This is a genomic window from Streptomyces sp. VTCC 41912, assembly GCF_045799175.1.
GTDB lineage: Bacteria > Actinomycetota > Actinomycetes > Streptomycetales > Streptomycetaceae > Streptomyces > Streptomyces albulus_C.
Map to the genome: position 1 here is coordinate 226,716 of NZ_JBJMAB010000003.1, position 17,887 is coordinate 244,602.

The following is a 17,887-nucleotide window of genomic DNA, read 5'->3' on the forward strand; positions in this document are numbered from 1 at the left end:
GGCCCGCCCTGACTACCGTGGCTGAACTTCATTTCCTTCCCGCCCGTCCTGAGAATCACACATTCGTGGGACTGTGAGAGAGCGTGCCCTGTGGCTGACGTACCTGCCGATCTTGCCGCAGTGTGGCCACGCGTACTCGATCACCTCCTGCGGTCCGAGGCCGACGGCCTCAAGCCCAAGGATCAGGACTGGCTCAAGCGGACCCAGCCGCTGGCGCTGGTCGCGGACACCGCGCTGCTCGCCGTGCCGAACGAGTTCGCGAAGGGCGTGCTCGAGGGTCGGCTGGCGCCGCTGATCGGCGAGGCGCTCAGCCACGAGTGCGGACGGCCGATCCGGATCGCGATCACCGTCGACGACTCCTCCGAGGAGCCCCCGACTCCGCAGCCCGCACCGCACCAGCAGCAGCACGCCCCGCACCAACAGCCTCACCAACAGCCGCAGCACGAGGCGTACGACGGCTACGACGGGCGCCACGACTCGCACCAGGGCGACGACCTGCCCAGCGTCCGTCCCGCCTATCCCGACTACCCGCAGCACCGGCACGAGCCCGGTGCGTGGCCGCAGCACTCCCGCACCGACGCGGTCGGCCCCCGCGAGGAGTACGGCTGGCAGCAACAGCACCTCGGCGGCTACCCCGACCGCGAGACGTCCACGGAGCAGTGGCGCGAGCCGTACGGTTCGCCGCCCGCCCATCTCCAGCAGCACCAGAACGACTACCGCTCGCAGGGACCGGACCGCGGCGGTCCGCGGCCCTCGGACGGCCCGCGCTCCCCTTATGAGCAGCAGCGCCGCGACCACTCCGAGCTTCCGCCGCCGGGGCCCGGTGGTCGGCCGGGCGGTCCCGGTTCGCTGCCGGCGCCCAGTGGCGCGCCCGGCCCGCTCGCCGCGCAGCCCGCGCCGGCCACCGGCCCCGGCGAACCGACCGCGCGGCTGAACCCGAAGTACCTCTTCGACACCTTCGTGATCGGCGCTTCCAACCGCTTCGCGCATGCCGCGGCGGTCGCGGTCGCCGAGGCGCCGGCCAAGGCGTACAACCCGCTCTTCATCTACGGGGAGTCGGGGCTGGGCAAGACCCACCTGCTGCACGCCATCGGGCACTACGCCCGGAGCCTCTATCCGGGCACGCGGGTGCGGTACGTCAGCTCCGAGGAGTTCACCAACGAGTTCATCAACTCCATCCGGGACGGCAAGGCGGACGCGTTCCGCAAGCGCTACCGGGACATGGACATCCTGCTCGTCGACGACATCCAGTTCCTGGCGAGCAAGGAGTCGACGCAGGAGGAGTTCTTCCACACCTTCAACACCCTGCACAACGCGAACAAGCAGATCGTGCTCTCCAGTGACCGGCCGCCGAAGCAGCTGGTCACCCTGGAGGACCGGCTGCGCAACCGCTTCGAGTGGGGGTTGATCACGGACGTCCAGCCGCCGGAGCTGGAGACCCGGATCGCGATCCTCCGCAAGAAGGCGGTGCAGGAGCAGCTGAACGCGCCGCCGGAGGTCCTGGAGTTCATCGCGTCCCGGATCTCGCGGAACATCCGCGAGCTGGAGGGCGCGCTGATCAGGGTCACCGCGTTCGCGTCGCTGAACCGGCAGCCGGTGGACCTGGGGCTCACCGAGATCGTGTTGAAGGACCTGATCCCCGGCGGTGAGGACACCGCGCCGGAGATCACCGCGACCGCGATCATGGCCTCGACCGCCGACTACTTCGGGCTGACCGTGGACGATCTCTGCGGCTCCTCGCGCAGCCGGGTGCTGGTGACGGCCCGCCAGATCGCGATGTACCTGTGCCGGGAGCTCACCGACCTGTCGTTGCCGAAGATCGGCGCGCAGTTCGGCGGCCGCGACCACACCACCGTGATGCACGCCGACCGCAAGATCCGCGCGCTGATGGCCGAGCGGCGCTCCATCTACAACCAGGTCACCGAGCTGACCAACCGCATCAAGAACGGCTGACGGGCGGCCTGCCGCAGGCCGCCACCGCCACCAGGGCGCCCCGGGACCCGCTCCCGGGGCGCCCTTCTTCGTGGCGTCGCCGTACAGGACCGCAGGGGGCGGGGAGCCGGAGGGGACTGGAGGGCGCTGGAGGGCGCTGGAGGGCGCTGACGCGGGCGCTGCCGCTGACGGTGTGACGGCGTCGTGAGGCGGTTCGCGGGCCGGTCGACAGGCCAGGCGCCGGGGTTCGCGGCCCCTCCGCCGCCGTCCCAAACCTGTGGAGCGCGTCAGCTCTGTTCGATTCCTGGCCAGGTCACGGCTTCTCTCCACAGATTGGGCAAGAATCTTCCGTCCACAACCTGGGGAGGGGAAAGTTATCCCTGTGGGATCCACAGGCCGGCCTGCTGACGGATCATCGGACGAGGTCAACCGGCTGTGGATTTGTGGCCAACCGTAATCCACAGCCTGTGGACAGAGTTTTCGTCCACAGGGACCGCGAGGACTTGTCCACCGGCTACCCACAGGTCAGAGGCTGTTGTCCCCAGCGATCACCAGCTTCTCCACACCGCTGTCCACTGTTCGGCAACGCAACACCACCTCTCACCGCGCCGAGTGAAAGCGGTCACACCAAGGTGGTGGGTTGGGCTGTGGGGAACGTGGGTATTCCTGGGGACGGCACTGGGGAGAAGTGCCCTGCCTCTGTGCATGGGGTGTGCAGAACTTCGCGCAGTCCACAGCCGGAGCCGCTTATCCACGGCTTCCGCCCACAGGCACGGTGGACAAAAAATCGGCGCTGACCTGCGCAAAGCCAGTTGTCCACGGTTTCCACAGGCCCTACTACTACGACCACGGATATCTACCGGGGAATTCGTTCGGAACCGGGCCCTGTGCACAACTTGTCTCCGGAGCGCGCCGCTCCCGTCGAGCCGACTTGACCCCGAGCCGCACCGACCATCGACGGCGTGCGTCAGACTGGTCTCCGGCAACTCAGCCGACGACGAAGAGCCAGCAGGGCGAGAGCCAGCAACAGCAGGAGGCGGTTTCCGGTGAAGATCCGGGTGGAGCGCGATGTACTCGCGGAGGCAGTGGCCTGGGCGGCCAAGAGCCTCCCGGCCCGTCCGCCGGTGCCCGTCCTCGCGGGCCTGCTGCTGAAGGCGGACAACGGCGCACTGAGCCTCTCCGGCTTCGACTACGAGGTCTCGGCGCGGGTCTCGGTCGATGCCGACGTGGAAGAGGAGGGCACCGTCCTCGTCTCCGGCCGGCTGCTCGCCGACATCTGCCGCGCGCTCCCCAACCGCCCGGTGGAGATTTCCACCGACGGTGTACGGGTGACCGTGGTCTGCGGCTCCTCCCGCTTCACCCTCCACACCCTGCCTGTGGAGGAGTACCCGGCCCTGCCGACGATGCCCACCGCCACCGGCACCGTCTCCGCCGAGGTCTTCGCGGCCGCCGCCGCCCAGGTGGCCATCGCCGCCGGCCGTGACGACACGCTCCCCGTGCTCACCGGTGTGCGGATCGAGATCGAGGGCGACACCGTCACCCTGGCCTCCACCGACCGCTACCGCTTCGCGGTCCGCGAGTTCCTGTGGAAGCCGGAGAACCCGGACACCTCCTCGGTCGCCCTGGTCCCGGCCAAGACCCTGTTGGACACCGCCAAGTCCCTGAGCAGCGGCGACACCGTCACCCTGGCGCTCTCCGGCTCCGGCCAGGGCGAGGGCCTGATCGGCTTCGAGGGCGCCGGCCGGCGGACCACGACCCGTCTGCTCGAAGGCGACCTGCCGAAGTACCGCACGCTCTTCCCCACGGAGTTCAACTCCGTCGCGGTGATCGAGACCGCGCCCTTCGTCGAGGCCGTCAAGCGCGTGGCGCTGGTCGCCGAGCGGAACACCCCGGTGCGGCTGAGCTTCGAGCAGGGCGTGCTGATCCTGGAGGCCGGCTCCAGCGACGATGCACAGGCTGTGGAAAGGGTCGACGCCGACCTGGACGGCGACGACATCTCGATCGCCTTCAACCCGGGCTTCCTCCTGGAGGGCCTGTCGGCCATCGACTCCCCGGTTGCCCAGCTGGCGTTCACCACGTCGACGAAGCCGGCGCTGCTCAGCGGCCGCCCGGCCAAGGACGCGGAGGCCGATGACGCCTACAAGTACCTGATCATGCCGGTCCGCCTCTCGGGCTGACACCGGCGGACGGCCCTCGTGCCGAGCGGGCCCCGGCCGTGCGCCGGGGCCCTTGCGGCGACTGGCTGACGCGGCCCTGATGAGCGGCTGAGCCCACAGCTGTGCACGGGGTCTCGGGCGTAGGCTCGGACTCGGGTACGAACAGCAACGACTATGTGCAAAGAGGGTCTGTGATGGAGCTCGGTCTCGTCGGTCTCGGCAAGATGGGCGGCAACATGCGCGAGCGCATTCGCCGCGCCGGCCACACCGTCATCGGATACGACCGCAACCCCGACCTGGCCGACGTGGACAGCCTCAAGGCCCTCGTGGACGGCCTCAAGGGCCCGCGGGTGGTCTGGGTCATGGTCCCGGCCGGCGCCGCCACCCAGTCGACCATCGACGAACTGGCCGAGCTGCTCTCGCCCGGCGACCTCGTCGTGGACGGTGGCAACTCCCGCTGGACCGAGGACGAGAAGCACGCCGAGGAGCTGGCGGCCAAGGGCATCGGCTTCGTGGACTGCGGCGTCTCGGGCGGCGTCTGGGGCCTGGAGAACGGCTACGCGCTGATGTACGGCGGCGACAAGGAGAACGTCGCCAAGGTGCAGCCGATCTTCGACGCCCTCAAGCCCGAGGGTGACTTCGGCTCGGTGCACGCCGGCAAGGTCGGCGCGGGCCACTTCGCGAAGATGGTCCACAACGGCATCGAGTACGCGATGATGCAGGCCTACGCCGAGGGCTGGGAGCTGCTGGAGAAGGTCGACTCGGTCACCGACGTGCGCGAGGTCTTCCGGTCCTGGCAGGAGGGCACGGTCATCCGTTCCTGGCTGCTGGACCTGGCGGTCAACGCCCTCGACGACGACGAGCACCTGGACAAGCTGCGGGGCTACGCCGAGGACTCCGGCGAGGGCCGCTGGACGGTCGAGGCCGCGATCGACAACGCCGTGCCGCTGCCGGCGATCACGGCGTCGCTCTTCGCGCGCTTCGCGTCCCGCCAGGACGACTCCCCGCAGATGAAGATGATCGCCGCGCTGCGCAACCAGTTCGGTGGCCACGCGGTCGAGAACAAGAAGTAAGCACAACCAGCTCAGCAGCCGGGGGAGGTCGGCGCGTAGTCATGCACGTATCGCACCTGTCGCTCGCCGACTTCCGCTCGTACGCCCGGGTCGAGGTCCCGCTCGACCCGGGCGTCACGGCGTTCGTGGGTCCCAACGGGCAGGGCAAGACGAATCTGGTCGAGGCGGTCGGCTACCTCGCCACGCTCGGCAGCCACCGGGTCTCCTCGGATGCGCCGCTGGTGCGGATGGGGGCGGACCGCGCGATCGTCCGGGCCGCGGTCGTTCAGGGCGAACGGCAGCAGTTGGTGGAGCTGGAGCTCAACCCGGGCAAGGCCAATCGCGCCCGGATCAACAGGTCGTCGCAGGTCAGACCGCGTGATGTGCTGGGTATCGTCCGGACGGTGCTGTTCGCGCCCGAGGACCTGGCACTGGTCAAGGGCGACCCCGGCGAGCGCCGGCGGTTCCTCGACGAACTGATCACCGCCCGCTCGCCGCGGATGGCGGGCGTGCGCGCGGACTACGACCGCGTCCTCAAGCAGCGCAACACCCTGCTGAAGACGGCGGCGTTGGCACGGCGGCACGGCGGTCGGCAGATGGACCTGTCGACGCTGGACGTCTGGGACCAGCACCTGGCCCGGGCCGGCGCCGAGCTGCTGGCCCAGCGGCTCGACCTGATCGCCACGCTGCGGCCGCTGGCGGACAAGGCCTACGAGCAGTTGGCGCCGGGCGGTGGACCGCTGGGGCTGGAGTACCGCGGTTCCGCGGGCGAGGCGATGGCCGCCGCCTCGAACCGCGAGGAGCTGTACGGCGTGCTGCTGGCGGCGCTCGGCGAGGCCCGCAAGAACGAGATCGAGCGCGGGGTGACCCTGGTCGGGCCGCACCGCGACGATCTGCTGTTGAAGCTGGGGCAGTTGCCGGCGAAGGGCTACGCCAGCCACGGCGAGTCCTGGTCGTACGCGCTGGCGCTGCGCCTCGCGTCGTACGAGCTGCTGCGGACCGAGGGCAACGAGCCGGTGCTCGTCCTCGACGACGTCTTCGCCGAGCTGGACGCGCGGCGCCGGGAGCGGCTGGCGGAGCTGGTGGCGCCGGGCGAGCAGGTGCTGGTGACCGCGGCGGTCGACGACGACGTGCCGGGAGTGCTGGTCGGGGCGCGGTACGCGGTCTCCGGGGGCCTCGTGGAGAAGGTGGAACGGTGACCGAGCCCCAGCCGGAGCGCCCCAAGCCGCCGGAGCTGTCCGGCGTGGACCTGGCCCGTCAGGCGTTGGTCGCCGCCAAGGAGCAGGCGCGGGCCCGGGGCGCCGCCGTGCAGCAGAAGAAGCAGGCCCGGCGCGGTGGACTGCGTTCGGGCGCGCGGGCGGACGGCCGGGACCCGCTGCCGTTGGGCGCCGCGATCAACCGCCTGATCACGGAACGCGGCTGGGAGACCCCGGCGGCGGTCGGTGGGGTGATGGGCCGATGGCCGCAGCTGGTGGGGCCCGAGGTGGCGCAGCACTGCGAGCCGCAGCGGTACGACGAGGAGGCCCGCGTCCTGACCGTCCAGTGCGATTCGACGGCCTGGGCGACGCAGCTGCGGCTGCTGGCCCCGACGCTGGTGGCCCGCCTCAACGAGGACCTGGGCCACGGCACGGTCAAGGTGATCAAGGTGTGGGGGCCGGGCGGTCCGGCCCGTCGGTACGGCCAGCTGCGGGCGCCGGGCAGCAAGGGGCCCGGCGACACCTACGGCTGACCCGACCGCGCGGCGGAGCATTCCTGGAGAGGGGCGGTGTTTCACGTGAAACACCGCCCCTCTCGGGCTTTCCTGCCTGGTCGGGGGCTGTTTCACGTGAAACGGCGCTCGCCGGTACGAACCCTGTAAACACGTGTGACGCATGAGACTGCGCTCACGGTAGCCGCCGGTTGACATCCCGAAGCGCTGAGTGCCTGCGTGGGCGCCCTGAGCCCCCTTCTCGCATATGGGGAGTCGGCGGACGTCAGTTCAGGGCGGCACATGGCGACTCAGGCGCCTACAAACCCCCATGAGTGTCGGCGCTACCGGTAGACTGGTGACAATCCCGCCCACTCGCGGAACAAGTCGAACGACGAGCCGCTCCCACCTGTCCTTCGCGGGGAGATCGCAACAGGTGTGGAAGGGCTCGTGCTGTGCCAGAAAGGGCGCTTCGTGGCCGACTCCGGCGACCTCAACGAGAACAACATGGCTGCTACCGAAGAGGGGGGTTCGGCCGGCGCTGTGGGCGACTCCTCGGTGGAGAAGTCGTACGACGCCAGCGCGATCACCGTCCTTGAGGGCCTGGACGCGGTTCGCAAGCGCCCCGGCATGTACATCGGCTCAACGGGCGAGCGCGGTCTGCACCACCTCGTGCAGGAGGTCGTCGACAACTCCGTCGACGAGGCGCTGGCCGGCCACGCCGACACCATCGAGGTGACGATCCTCGCCGACGGCGGTGTCCGGGTCGTCGACAACGGCCGCGGCATCCCCGTCGGCATCGTGCCGTCCGAGAACAAGCCGGCCGTCGAGGTCGTGCTGACGGTCCTGCACGCCGGCGGCAAGTTCGGCGGCGGCGGGTACGCGGTCTCCGGTGGTCTGCACGGCGTGGGCGTGTCCGTGGTGAACGCCCTGTCGACCCGGGTCGCGGTCGAGATCTGCACGGACGGCTACCGCTGGACGCAGGAGTACAAGCAGGGCGTGCCCACCGCCCCGCTGGCCCAGCACGAGGCCACCGACAAGCACGGCACCTCGGTCACGTTCTGGGCCGACGGCGAGATCTTCGAGACCACCACGTACAGCTTCGAGACGCTGTCGCGGCGCTTCCAGGAGATGGCGTTCCTCAACAAGGGGCTGACCATCTCGCTCAAGGACGAGCGCGCGGACCACGTGGACGAGGACGGCAAGCCGCTCTCGGTGCGGTACCACTACGAGGGCGGCATCGTCGACTTCGTGAAGTACCTCAACTCCCGCAAGGGCGAGTTGGTGCACCCGACGGTGGTCTCGGTGGAGGCCGAGGACAAGGAGCGGAACCTCTCCGTCGACCTCGCGATGCAGTGGAACACCCAGTACAGCGAGGGTGTCTACAGCTTCGCGAACATCATCCACACGCACGAGGGCGGTACCCACGAGGAGGGCTTCCGCGCCGCGCTGACCGGGTTGATCAACCGCTACGCGCGCGACAAGAAGCTGCTGCGCGAGAAGGACGACAACCTCACGGGTGAGGACATCCGCGAGGGTCTGACGGCGATCATCTCGGTCAAGCTCGCCGAGCCGCAGTTCGAGGGCCAGACCAAGACCAAGCTGGGCAACACCGAGGTGAAGACCTTCGTCCAGAAGGTCGTCCACGAGCACCTCAACGACTGGCTGGACCGCAACCCCAACGAGGCCGCGGACATCATCCGCAAGGGCATCCAGGCCGCCACCGCCCGGGTCGCGGCCCGCAAGGCGCGCGACCTGACCCGCCGCAAGGGGCTGCTGGAGACGGCGTCGCTGCCCGGCAAGCTGAGCGACTGCCAGTCCAACGACCCGACCAAGTGCGAGATCTTCATCGTCGAGGGTGACTCCGCCGGTGGCTCGGCCAAGTCCGGCCGCAACCCGGAGTACCAGGCGATCCTCCCGATCCGCGGCAAGATCCTCAACGTCGAGAAGGCCCGGGTCGACAAGATCCTGCAGAACAACGAGGTCCAGGCGCTGATCTCGGCCTTCGGTACCGGGGTCCACGAGGACTTCGACATCGAGAAGCTCCGGTACCACAAGATCATCTTGATGGCGGACGCCGACGTCGACGGTCAGCACATCAACACCCTGCTGCTGACCTTCCTGTTCCGCTTCATGCGACCGCTGGTCGAGGCCGGGCACGTCTACCTCTCCCGCCCGCCGCTGTACAAGATCAAGTGGAGTCGGGACGACTTCGAGTACGCCTACTCCGACCCGGAGCGGGACGCGCTGATCGAGCGCGGCAAGCAGAACGGCAAGCGGATCCGCGAGGACTCCATCCAGCGCTTCAAGGGTCTCGGCGAGATGAACGCCGAGGAGCTGCGCGTGACGACCATGGACGCCGACCACCGGGTGCTCGGCCAGGTCTCGCTGGACGACGCGGCCCGCGCGGACGACCTGTTCTCCGTCCTCATGGGCGAGGACGTCGAGGCACGCCGCTCGTTCATCCAGCGCAACGCCAAGGACGTCCGCTTCCTCGACATCTGAGCCCTGTCGGCCCGCACACCAGCCGCAGCTCGAAAGGACTTTGAACCACCATGGCCGACGAGAACCCCCCTGTGACCCCGGACGGCGTGACCGCCGAGGGCGCGCCCGCCACCATCGACGGCGTCGGGATGCGCGTCGAGCCCGTCGGGCTCGAAACGGAGATGCAGCGCTCCTACCTCGACTACGCGATGTCCGTCATCGTCTCGCGTGCGCTGCCCGACGTCCGCGACGGCCTCAAGCCGGTGCACCGCCGCGTGCTCTACGCGATGTACGACGGCGGCTACCGCCCCGAGAAGGGCTTCTACAAGTGCGCCCGCGTCGTCGGCGACGTCATGGGCACGTACCACCCGCACGGTGACACCTCCATCTACGACGCGCTGGTCCGCCTGGCCCAGCCGTGGTCGATGCGGATGCCGCTGGTCGACTCCAACGGCAACTTCGGCTCCCCGGGCAACGACCCGGCCGCTGCCATGCGGTACACCGAGTGCAAGATGAAGCAGCTGTCGATGGAGATGCTCCGGGACATCGACGAGGAGACCGTCGACTTCCAGGACAACTACGACGGCCGCAACCAGGAGCCGACGGTCCTGCCGTCCCGCTTCCCCAACCTGTTGATCAACGGCTCGGCCGGCATCGCGGTCGGCATGGCCACCAACATCCCGCCGCACAACCTCCGCGAGGTCGCCGAGGGCGCGCAGTGGGCGCTGGCCCACCCGGAGGCGTCCAGCGAGGAGCTGCTGGACGCGCTGATCGAGCGGGTCAAGGGTCCGGACTTCCCCACCGGTGCGCTGGTGGTGGGCCGCAAGGGCATCGAGGAGGCGTACCGCACCGGCCGCGGCTCGATCACGATGCGCGCGGTGGTGGCGGTCGAGGAGATCCAGAACCGCCAGTGCCTGGTGGTCACCGAACTCCCGTACCAGGTCAACCCGGACAACCTCGCGCAGAAGATCGCCGACCTGGTCAAGGACGGCAGGATCGGCGGCATCGCGGACGTCCGCGACGAGACCTCCTCGCGCACCGGCCAGCGGCTGGTCATCGTCCTCAAGCGGGACGCGGTCGCCAAGGTCGTCCTCAACAACCTCTACAAGCACACCGATCTGCAGACCAACTTCGGCGCGAACATGCTCGCGCTGGTCGACGGCGTGCCGCGCACCCTGTCCCTGGACGCCTTCATCCGGAACTGGGTCACGCACCAGGTCGAGGTCATCGTCCGCCGGACGAAGTTCCGGCTGCGCAAGGCCGAGGAGCGCGCCCACATCCTGCGCGGCCTGCTCAAGGCGCTGGACGCCATCGACGAGGTCATCGCGCTGATCCGGCGCAGCGACACGGTCGAGGTGGCCCGCGAGGGCCTGATGGGCCTGCTCCAGATCGACGAGATCCAGGCGAACGCGATCCTGGAGATGCAGCTCCGCCGGCTGGCGGCCCTGGAGCGGCAGAAGATCACCGCCGAGCACGACGAGCTCCAGCGGAAGATCAGCGAGTACAACGCGATCCTGGCCTCCCCCGAGCGGCAGCGCCAGATCATCAGCGAGGAACTCGCCGCGATCGTCGAGAAGTTCGGCGACGACCGGCGCAGCAAGCTGGTGCCCTTCGAGGGCGACATGTCCATCGAGGACCTGATCGCCGAGGAGGACATCGTCGTCACCATCAGCCGTGGCGGCTACGTGAAGCGGACGAAGACCGACGACTACCGCTCGCAGAAGCGCGGCGGCAAGGGCGTGCGGGGCACCAAGCTCAAGGAAGACGACATCGTCGACCACTTCTTCGTCTCCACCACCCACCACTGGCTGCTCTTCTTCACCAACAAGGGCCGGGTCTACCGCGCCAAGGCATACGAACTCCCGGACGCCGGACGGGACGCGCGCGGCCAGCACGTGGCCAACCTCCTGGCCTTCCAGCCGGACGAGCAGATCGCGCAGATCCTGGCGATCCGCGACTACGAGGCGGCGCCCTACCTGGTCCTCGCCACCAAGGCCGGCCTGGTGAAGAAGACCCCGCTCAAGGACTACGACTCGCCCCGCTCCGGCGGCGTGATCGCGATCAACCTGCGCGAGCAGGCGGACGGCACGGACGACGAGCTGATCGGCGCCGAGCTGGTCTCCGAGACCGACGACCTGCTGCTGATCAGCAAGAAGGCCCAGTCGATCCGGTTCACGGCGACCGACGAGGCGCTGCGTCCGATGGGCCGCGCCACCTCGGGCGTGAAGGGCATGAGCTTCCGCGAGGACGACGAACTGCTCTCGCTGAACGTGGTCCGGGAGGGCACCTACGTCTTCACCGCGACCGACGGCGGCTACGCCAAGCGCACCGCGGTCGGCGAGTACCGCGTCCAGGGCCGCGGCGGCCTGGGCATCAAGGCCGCCAAGATCGTCGAGGACCGGGGTTCGCTGGTCGGGGCGCTGGTCGTGGAGGACACCGACGAGATCCTCGCGATCACGCTCGGCGGTGGCGTGATCCGCACGCGGGTCAACGAGGTCCGGGAGACCGGCCGTGACACCATGGGCGTCCAACTGATCAACCTGGGTAAGCGAGATGCCGTCGTCGGCATCGCGCGCAACGCCGAGGCCGGCCGCGAGGCCGAGGAGGTCGACGGGCCCGACGGGCCCGAGGAGACCGGTGAGGCCGAGGAGTCCGGGGCCACCGCAGCCGAGGGTGCGCAGCCCGCGGCGGAGTAACACGAGGAGTAGGTCGTGAGTGGAGCCACGGGCGCTGCGACGGGCGGAGCGGAAGTCACACAGGACTCCGCGCCGGAACCCGCAACCGAGGGGGAACGCAGCGCCCGTGGCTCCGTCGCGTCCGACGGCACCCCGGACGAGGGCGCCCATGAGGGGGGAACCGTGACCAACAGCCGACAGCCGCAGCCCCAGCCACAGAGCCGGGGCGGCCAGGGGAAGCCCCAGGGCGGCACGCAGCAGCCGTACCAGCCGCCCCAGGCGTATCCCACGGGCGGTGCCGAGACCGGAGCCGGTCAGGCCGTCCGCAAGCCGCGTACGGGCGCCAGCACGGCCCCGCGGACGCGTAAGGCCCGGCTCCGGGTGGCGCGCACCGATCCCTGGTCGGTGATGAAGGTGAGCTTCCTGCTGTCGATCGCGCTGGGCATCTGCACGGTGGTGGCGGTGGCGGTCCTGTGGATGGTGATGGACGCGATGGGCGTCTTCTCCACCGTCGGCAAGACGATCAGCGAGGCGACCGGCTCCGCCGAGGGCGGTGGCTTCGATCTGCAGTCGTTCCTCTCGCTGCCGCGGGTGCTGCTGTTCACCTCGGTCATCGCGGTGATCGACGTGGTCCTGGCGACCGCGCTGGCCACCCTCGGCTCGTTCATCTACAACCTGTCGGCGGGCTTCGTGGGCGGGGTGGAGCTGACCCTCGCCGAGGACGAGTGAATGCTCGTGGCGGGCGTCTGCACCGGGCGTTCCCGAGGCTTCGGGAACCGATTTTGGGAACGCCTCTGAAGTGCGCTAATCTTCTGGTGCAGCGAGCGAGCGGCTATAGCTCAGACGGTTAGAGCGCTTCCCTGATAAGGAAGAGGCCCCAGGTTCAAGTCCTGGTAGCCGCACCGCACACACGGCCCGGCCGGAGGATTCTCCGGCCGGGCCGCTGCTTTTGGGCGCGCGCCCGGCCGGTGGACCGTGGGAACGGAAGTCGGGGGCGATTCGTTGTGAAGGGGCGGGAGTTGAGGCCGGTTTGGCACCCCCGAACGGGGTGTTGTCGAGTACGGGCTAGATAACCGATCGGTATCGGCCGGTGTGTATCATCGGCCGACATAGGGTCCCCTACGTCAACGAAAGACGAGGTCGCGCGGTGAAGAAGCTTCTCCTGGTCGCACTGGCCGCCATCGGCGGGCTCCTCGTGTACCGCCAGATCCAGGCGGATCGCGCCGAGCAGGATCTGTGGACGGAGGCGACCGACTCCGTGCCCGCAGGTTCGGGTGTGTGAGACCACGCACAGCACAGTTCGTATGGACCCCGGTTGCCCCAAGGGCGACCGGGGTTTCGTACGTGTCGGGGGCGGGCAGGCTCTCGATTTGCGATCGCACATTAATGAGTTGCAGCGGCAAAGCCGCTGGTCGTGATGTCGATGTCCGGGCTGTGACCGGCGGACGCGAGGGGGACGGGACGTGGCACGACCACCACGCAGGGGGGCGACGCTGGAGGTACGGGTCCCCCCTGCTCGGACGAGGTTGAGGGCGTGGGGGGTGCTGTTGGCCCTGACCGCGGTGGCGCTCCCGGCCGCGTCGGCCTTGCGGGCGTCGCCGTCCGCCGCCGAGGGGAGCGGGCTGGTGATGGTGCTCGACTCCTCCGGCTCGATGGCCGGCGGTGACGGGGCCGGGAGCACCCGCATCGCCGCCGCCCGCAAGGCCGTCGGTACCGTCGTCGACGCCCTGCCCGCGGGGTATCCCACCGGTCTGCGGGTCTACGGCGCGGACAAGCCCAAGGGCTGTGACGACACCCGGCTCGCCCAGCCGGTCGCCCCGCTGGACCGGGACGGCCTCAAGAAGGCGGTCGCGGGCGTGACCCCCAAGGGCGACACCCCCATCGGGCTCTCCCTGGCAAAGGCCGCCCAGGACCTTCCCCGGCCGGCCGCCGGCGCGGGCGGCAAGCGCACCATCGTGCTGGTCTCCGACGGTACGGACACCTGCAAGACCCCGCAGGCCTGCCAGATCGCGTCCCAACTCGCCGCGTCCAGCCCCGATCTGCACGTCGACGTCGTCGGCTTCCAGGCCGCCGGCGCGTCCCGCAGCCGGTTGGAGTGCATCGCCAAGTCCGGCAACGGCCAGTACTACGACGCTCCGGATGCTGCGTCGCTCGCCCGACAGCTGCAGCGGGCCGGCCAACTGTCCGCGGCGGGCTACCGGTTCCGGGGCACCCAGGTCAGCGGCACGGACGACCGCAAGGGCGCCCCCGTCGTCCGCCCCGGGCAGTACCTGGACAGCATCGGTCCCAACGAGAAGCGCTACTACGCCGTCGATCTGGACGCGGCGTCGGCGGCCGACTTCTCCGCCACCGTGGTGCCGCCGCCCGGCGCCGCGGTCGACACCCTCGACACCGTGCGCACCCAGATCGTGTCCGCTGCGGGCGGCAGCTGCCAGTCCTCGACCGCGATGTTCGGCCAGCGGGAGGGTGCCACCCCGCTGACCTCGGCCGTCAGCCGCATCCCGTCGCAGGGCGGCACCGGTACCTGCGACAAGGCGGGCCGGTACGGGCTGGTCGTCGAACGGCGCGCGGACCCCGGCTCGGACGCCGCGCGCTGGCCGATGGAGCTGATGTTTCACGTGGAACAACCGCTGGCGAAGGGCGCCACGCCCGCGCAGTCGGCACCGGAGTACGGCGCGGGCGGCAAGGCCGCCACCCTGCCCACCACCCAGCCGAAGGACGTCACCGGCGGCACCGGGTTCAATGACGCCCGCCCGCTGGGCCCGGGGGTCTGGCGGGACCAGATCCTCCCCGCGCAGACGCTCTGGTACAAGGTGCCCGTCAGCTGGGGCCAACAGCTGCGCTACGACGTGGAGTTCGCCAACGCGCCGCGCTCCGGCCAGAGCATCCGCACCTCGTTCGGCAGCACCCAGGTCTACACGCCGTTCCGCGCCCCCGTCGGCAGCGGGACCGGCGTCTTCACCCCGCAGGTGCCGTACAGCGGGCGACCCGCCTCGCTGAGCATGGGAACGGTGCCGGTCTCCTGGAGTAACCGCTACGAGACGTACCCCACCGTCATCCCCGTCCACGCCAAGGGCGACTTCTACATCGCGGTCACGCTCGGCGCGAGGTCGGCGCAGATCGCGCAGAACCCGAAGATCGGCGTGGTGCTGCGGGTCGCCGTCCTGGGGCGGGCGAAGGCCGGTCCGGAGGTCGCGGCGGCCGACCAGGACGAGGCGCCCGACGGCGGTTCGAGCCCGGCCGCCAGTGGGACGACGGGCGGTCACTGGCCCGCGATCCGGGTCGCCGGCGTCTCCGTCGGCGGGCTGGGCGTCCTCCTGCTGGCCGGGCTCGCCCTGTCGTACGGCTGGGCCCGCCGGAAGCCGCGGTCGGGCAGCGGGGGAGCCGCGCGGTGACGCGGCACGCAACGGGGATGCGGGGCCCGGCCACCCTCGCGGCGCTGGCCCTGCTGGCGCTCACGGCGGCTCCGGCGGCCGCGGCCGCCGGAGCACCGGGCTATCGGACGGCCTCCGGCAGCAAGCCCGTCAAGGGGGCCGAGAGCGCGGCGCGCAGGCCGCGCGACTCGACCGAGGGCAGCACGTGGACACCTTCCGACGGGGTGCTACGCGGTCGCCCTCGACGACATCAGCAACGCCTACTTCTCGGTGGTCGCCGCGCCCCGCCCGGGCACCAGGGTCGAGGACTACACCGACCGACTGACCGTCAAGGTCGAGGACAGCGGCGGCACCACCTGCGGCCCGGACGGGACCGCGCAGTTCCACAGCGGCGGCACCGCCTACCCGGTCGCCGACTACGCCGCGCGCCTGATCGGCCCGGACGTCTCCGACTGCCAGCACGCCGGCCCCAACTACGTGGTCGTCAGCCGCGAAGGTCCGCTGACGTCCGGTCCGGAGCCCTGGGCCGTCGAGATCGGTCACCTCACCGAACCCGCGCTCAGGGGCACGGCCCCGTCCCCGTCGGCCCCCGGCGGCTGGAGCTCCGCCACGCCCGCACCGCCCACGGACACCACCACCCACCAGGTCCTGGGCGGCACCGGGTTCAACGACGCGGCCGCGGTCGGAAAGGGCGTGTGGCGGGACCGCCTCACCCCCGGCGCAACCCGCTTCTACCGCGTCCCGGTGGACTGGGGACAGCGCCTCAACCTCAGCGCCGAACTGCCCAACTCCACCGGATCGACAACCACGTTCGTGCCGAGCGCGCTCGGGCTCACCGTCTACAACCCGGCGCGCGGCGCGGTCAGCCAGGACGGCTTCGTCGCGTTCGACGGGAAACCGGCCGCGGCGAGGGCGTTCACCGCACCGGTGGCCTACGGCAACCGCACGGCACCGCAGCGCGCGGTCGCCGCCGCCCGAGGGGCCGTCCCGGCCGTCCCGCCGGGTCAGCAGCCGCCCACGGACCAGCAGACGACCCGGGCGTCACCCCGCCGGTCCGCACCGCCGGGGAGGGGCTAGGGCCCGTCAGCCGGCGAGCAGCGCCCACACCCCGACCGCGATGCACAGCAGCGCGACGATCAGGACCGGGACCGCGACCTTCGGGGGCGGTCCCGGTTTCCGCACCGGGCCGGCCGGGGCGGGTACCGCCGGCACGCCGGTGCCGCCAGTCGGGGGATGGCCCGGCAGCGGCGGCTGCCCGGCGGTGTACGGGCGGGTGGCGGGCGCCAGCGGGGGTGCCGCGGCCGTCGGCTCGTACCGCGGCATCGGGGCCGGCAGCGGCGTCGGCGGCGGGGTGCGGGGCGGGGCGGTCGGTGGGGCCGGGACGGTGCCGCGCGGCGGGGTGGTCGGGGGCGGTGGGGTGCTCGGCTGCGGCGGGACCGACGGCGCGGGCGGTGAGAGGTGGAAGCTCCCGGTGTCCGTGAAGGAGGCCGGGCCGGTGACCGGGCGCCCGCCGGTGTCGGAGGGCGCGGTGGACGCGGCGCCGGCCACGGTGGTGCCCCCGGTGGCATCGCCGCGCGGTGCGCCGCGCAGCGGACCGTCCGGACCGAATCCGGACGGCAGCGGCCCGATGTGGTCGAAGACCTCGATGACCTCGTCCTCGATGGTCGCCTCCGGCAGCAGCTCGGCCGCCGCCAGCAGCGCCTTCCGGGCCCCCGTCGCGGTCTTGAACCGGGCGTCCGGATCGGGGTGCAGCAGCGAAGCCAGCACCTGCCACACCGGCTCCGGGACGTCCTCGGGCGCGTTCGGTATGCCGCCGTGGTCCATGAACCGCCGGACCAGCGCCTCGGTGTCCGGTTTGGCGCCGGTGATCAGGCTGAGCGCGACCAGCCCGGCCGCGAACAGGTCGGCGGGGAAGTCCGGTTCGGACCCCAGCATCTGCTCCGGCGCGAAGTAACCCGGTGTCCCCACCACGTAGTTGGTCTCGGTCAGTCGCGGCTCGCCCTTGCGCATCGCGATGCCGAAGTCGGACAGCCGCAGGTGCGGGCGGCCGGTGCCGGTGGCCTCCAGCAGGATGTTCGCCGGCTTGATGTCCCGGTGCACCACGCCCTCGGCGTGCACGGCGGTCAGTCCGGCCAGCAGCTGGTCCATCAGCGTGCACACCATGCCCGCGGGCAACGGGCCGTAGTCGCCGGTCAGATGGGCCAACGAGCCGCCGTGCACCAGGTCCATGGTGAACAGCACCTTGTCGTCGTCCGCGGCCCAGCTCGCCGGGGCCAGCACGTGCGGATGATCGATCCGCAGTGCCTGTTCCCGGACGAAGCGCAGCAGGGTGTGCGCATCGCTCTGTTGCAGCACTTTGGCCGCCACGTAGCGGCGGCGCCGGTGGTCCCAGGCGCGCCAGACGGCACCCACCCCGCCCCGACCGATCGGGTCCACGAGCTCGTACCGACCGGCGAAGATCTCACCCATTGCGCCCCGTCCGCTTCTGGATCACGACTCCCTGCGGCCAACTACCCGGCGGCCGCCC

At 70.7% G+C, this 17,887-nt stretch carries 12 protein-coding genes and 1 tRNA gene; 12 read left to right on the top strand and 1 reads right to left on the bottom strand.

Annotated features, from left to right (window positions below; translation table 11 throughout):
- Positions 1 to 90 precede the first annotated feature (90 nt).
- The 12 genes from dnaA to ACJ6WD_RS06495 all read left to right on the top strand — a co-directional run bounded on the left by dnaA (position 91) and on the right by ACJ6WD_RS06495 (position 16,437).
- Entirely contained in the window at positions 91 to 1,953 is a 1,863-nt protein-coding gene (gene dnaA / locus ACJ6WD_RS06440; protein WP_407615279.1) for a chromosomal replication initiator protein DnaA, read from the top strand.
- Between the two features lie 1,025 nt (positions 1,954 to 2,978).
- Complete coding sequence (dnaN, locus tag ACJ6WD_RS06445; RefSeq protein ID WP_016571629.1) at positions 2,979 to 4,109, top strand: DNA polymerase III subunit beta; 1,131 nt, start codon at positions 2,979 to 2,981, stop codon at positions 4,107 to 4,109.
- A gap of 173 nt (positions 4,110 to 4,282) precedes the next feature.
- Positions 4,283 to 5,161 carry a phosphogluconate dehydrogenase (NAD(+)-dependent, decarboxylating) gene (gene gnd / locus ACJ6WD_RS06450; protein ID WP_016571628.1) on the top strand — a complete coding sequence of 293 codons (879 nt, stop codon included), beginning with the start codon at positions 4,283 to 4,285 and terminating at the stop codon, positions 5,159 to 5,161.
- A gap of 41 nt (positions 5,162 to 5,202) precedes the next feature.
- A complete protein-coding gene (gene recF / locus ACJ6WD_RS06455) occupies positions 5,203 to 6,339 on the top strand; it encodes a DNA replication/repair protein RecF (RefSeq protein ID WP_233657246.1) in 1,137 nt (378 codons plus the stop codon).
- Positions 6,336 to 6,869, top strand: coding sequence for a DUF721 domain-containing protein (locus ACJ6WD_RS06460; RefSeq protein ID WP_233657245.1), 534 nt, complete (start codon positions 6,336 to 6,338; stop codon positions 6,867 to 6,869). Before recF ends, ACJ6WD_RS06460 begins: the two co-directional genes overlap by 4 nt.
- A gap of 408 nt (positions 6,870 to 7,277) precedes the next feature.
- Positions 7,278 to 9,332 carry a DNA topoisomerase (ATP-hydrolyzing) subunit B gene (gyrB, locus tag ACJ6WD_RS06465; protein ID WP_044370774.1) on the top strand — a complete coding sequence of 685 codons (2,055 nt, stop codon included), beginning with the start codon at positions 7,278 to 7,280 and terminating at the stop codon, positions 9,330 to 9,332.
- Between the two features lie 50 nt (positions 9,333 to 9,382).
- Positions 9,383 to 12,007, top strand: coding sequence for a DNA gyrase subunit A (gene gyrA / locus ACJ6WD_RS06470; RefSeq protein WP_233657244.1), 2,625 nt, complete (start codon positions 9,383 to 9,385; stop codon positions 12,005 to 12,007).
- Positions 12,008 to 12,022: 15 nt separating this feature from the next.
- Positions 12,023 to 12,715: a DUF3566 domain-containing protein gene (locus ACJ6WD_RS06475; RefSeq protein WP_407615280.1), complete on the top strand. Its 693-nt coding sequence runs from the start codon at positions 12,023 to 12,025 to the stop codon at positions 12,713 to 12,715.
- Between the two features lie 99 nt (positions 12,716 to 12,814).
- Positions 12,815 to 12,888: transfer RNA gene (locus ACJ6WD_RS06480), tRNA-Ile, on the top strand.
- 245 nt (positions 12,889 to 13,133) lie between these two features.
- Positions 13,134 to 13,268, top strand: coding sequence for a DLW-39 family protein (locus ACJ6WD_RS06485; RefSeq protein WP_003958712.1), 135 nt, complete (start codon positions 13,134 to 13,136; stop codon positions 13,266 to 13,268).
- 262 nt (positions 13,269 to 13,530) lie between these two features.
- Positions 13,531 to 15,381, top strand: a complete 1,851-nt coding sequence (locus ACJ6WD_RS06490; protein ID WP_407615321.1) for a vWA domain-containing protein — start codon at positions 13,531 to 13,533, stop codon at positions 15,379 to 15,381.
- 249 nt (positions 15,382 to 15,630) lie between these two features.
- Complete coding sequence (locus ACJ6WD_RS06495) at positions 15,631 to 16,437, top strand: hypothetical protein (protein WP_407615281.1); 807 nt, start codon at positions 15,631 to 15,633, stop codon at positions 16,435 to 16,437.
- 6 nt (positions 16,438 to 16,443) lie between these two features.
- Here ACJ6WD_RS06495 and ACJ6WD_RS06500 read toward each other — a convergent pair whose 3' ends face one another.
- Positions 16,444 to 17,829 (bottom strand): serine/threonine-protein kinase, encoded by a 1,386-nt coding sequence (locus ACJ6WD_RS06500; RefSeq protein WP_331247488.1) that lies wholly within the window; start codon positions 17,827 to 17,829, stop codon positions 16,444 to 16,446.
- Positions 17,830 to 17,887: the final 58 nt, after the last annotated feature.

Bases quoted from the DNA above. Each gene is read 5' to 3' on its own strand.
- gnd (WP_016571628.1), top strand. From the start codon at position 4,283: ATGGAGCTCGGTCTCGTCGGTCTCGGCAAGATGGGCGGCAACATGCGC.
- recF (WP_233657246.1), top strand. From the start codon at position 5,203: ATGCACGTATCGCACCTGTCGCTCGCCGACTTCCGCTCGTACGCCCGG.
- gyrA (WP_233657244.1), top strand. From the start codon at position 9,383: ATGGCCGACGAGAACCCCCCTGTGACCCCGGACGGCGTGACCGCCGAG.
- ACJ6WD_RS06500 (WP_331247488.1), bottom strand. From the start codon at position 17,829: ATGGGTGAGATCTTCGCCGGTCGGTACGAGCTCGTGGACCCGATCGGT.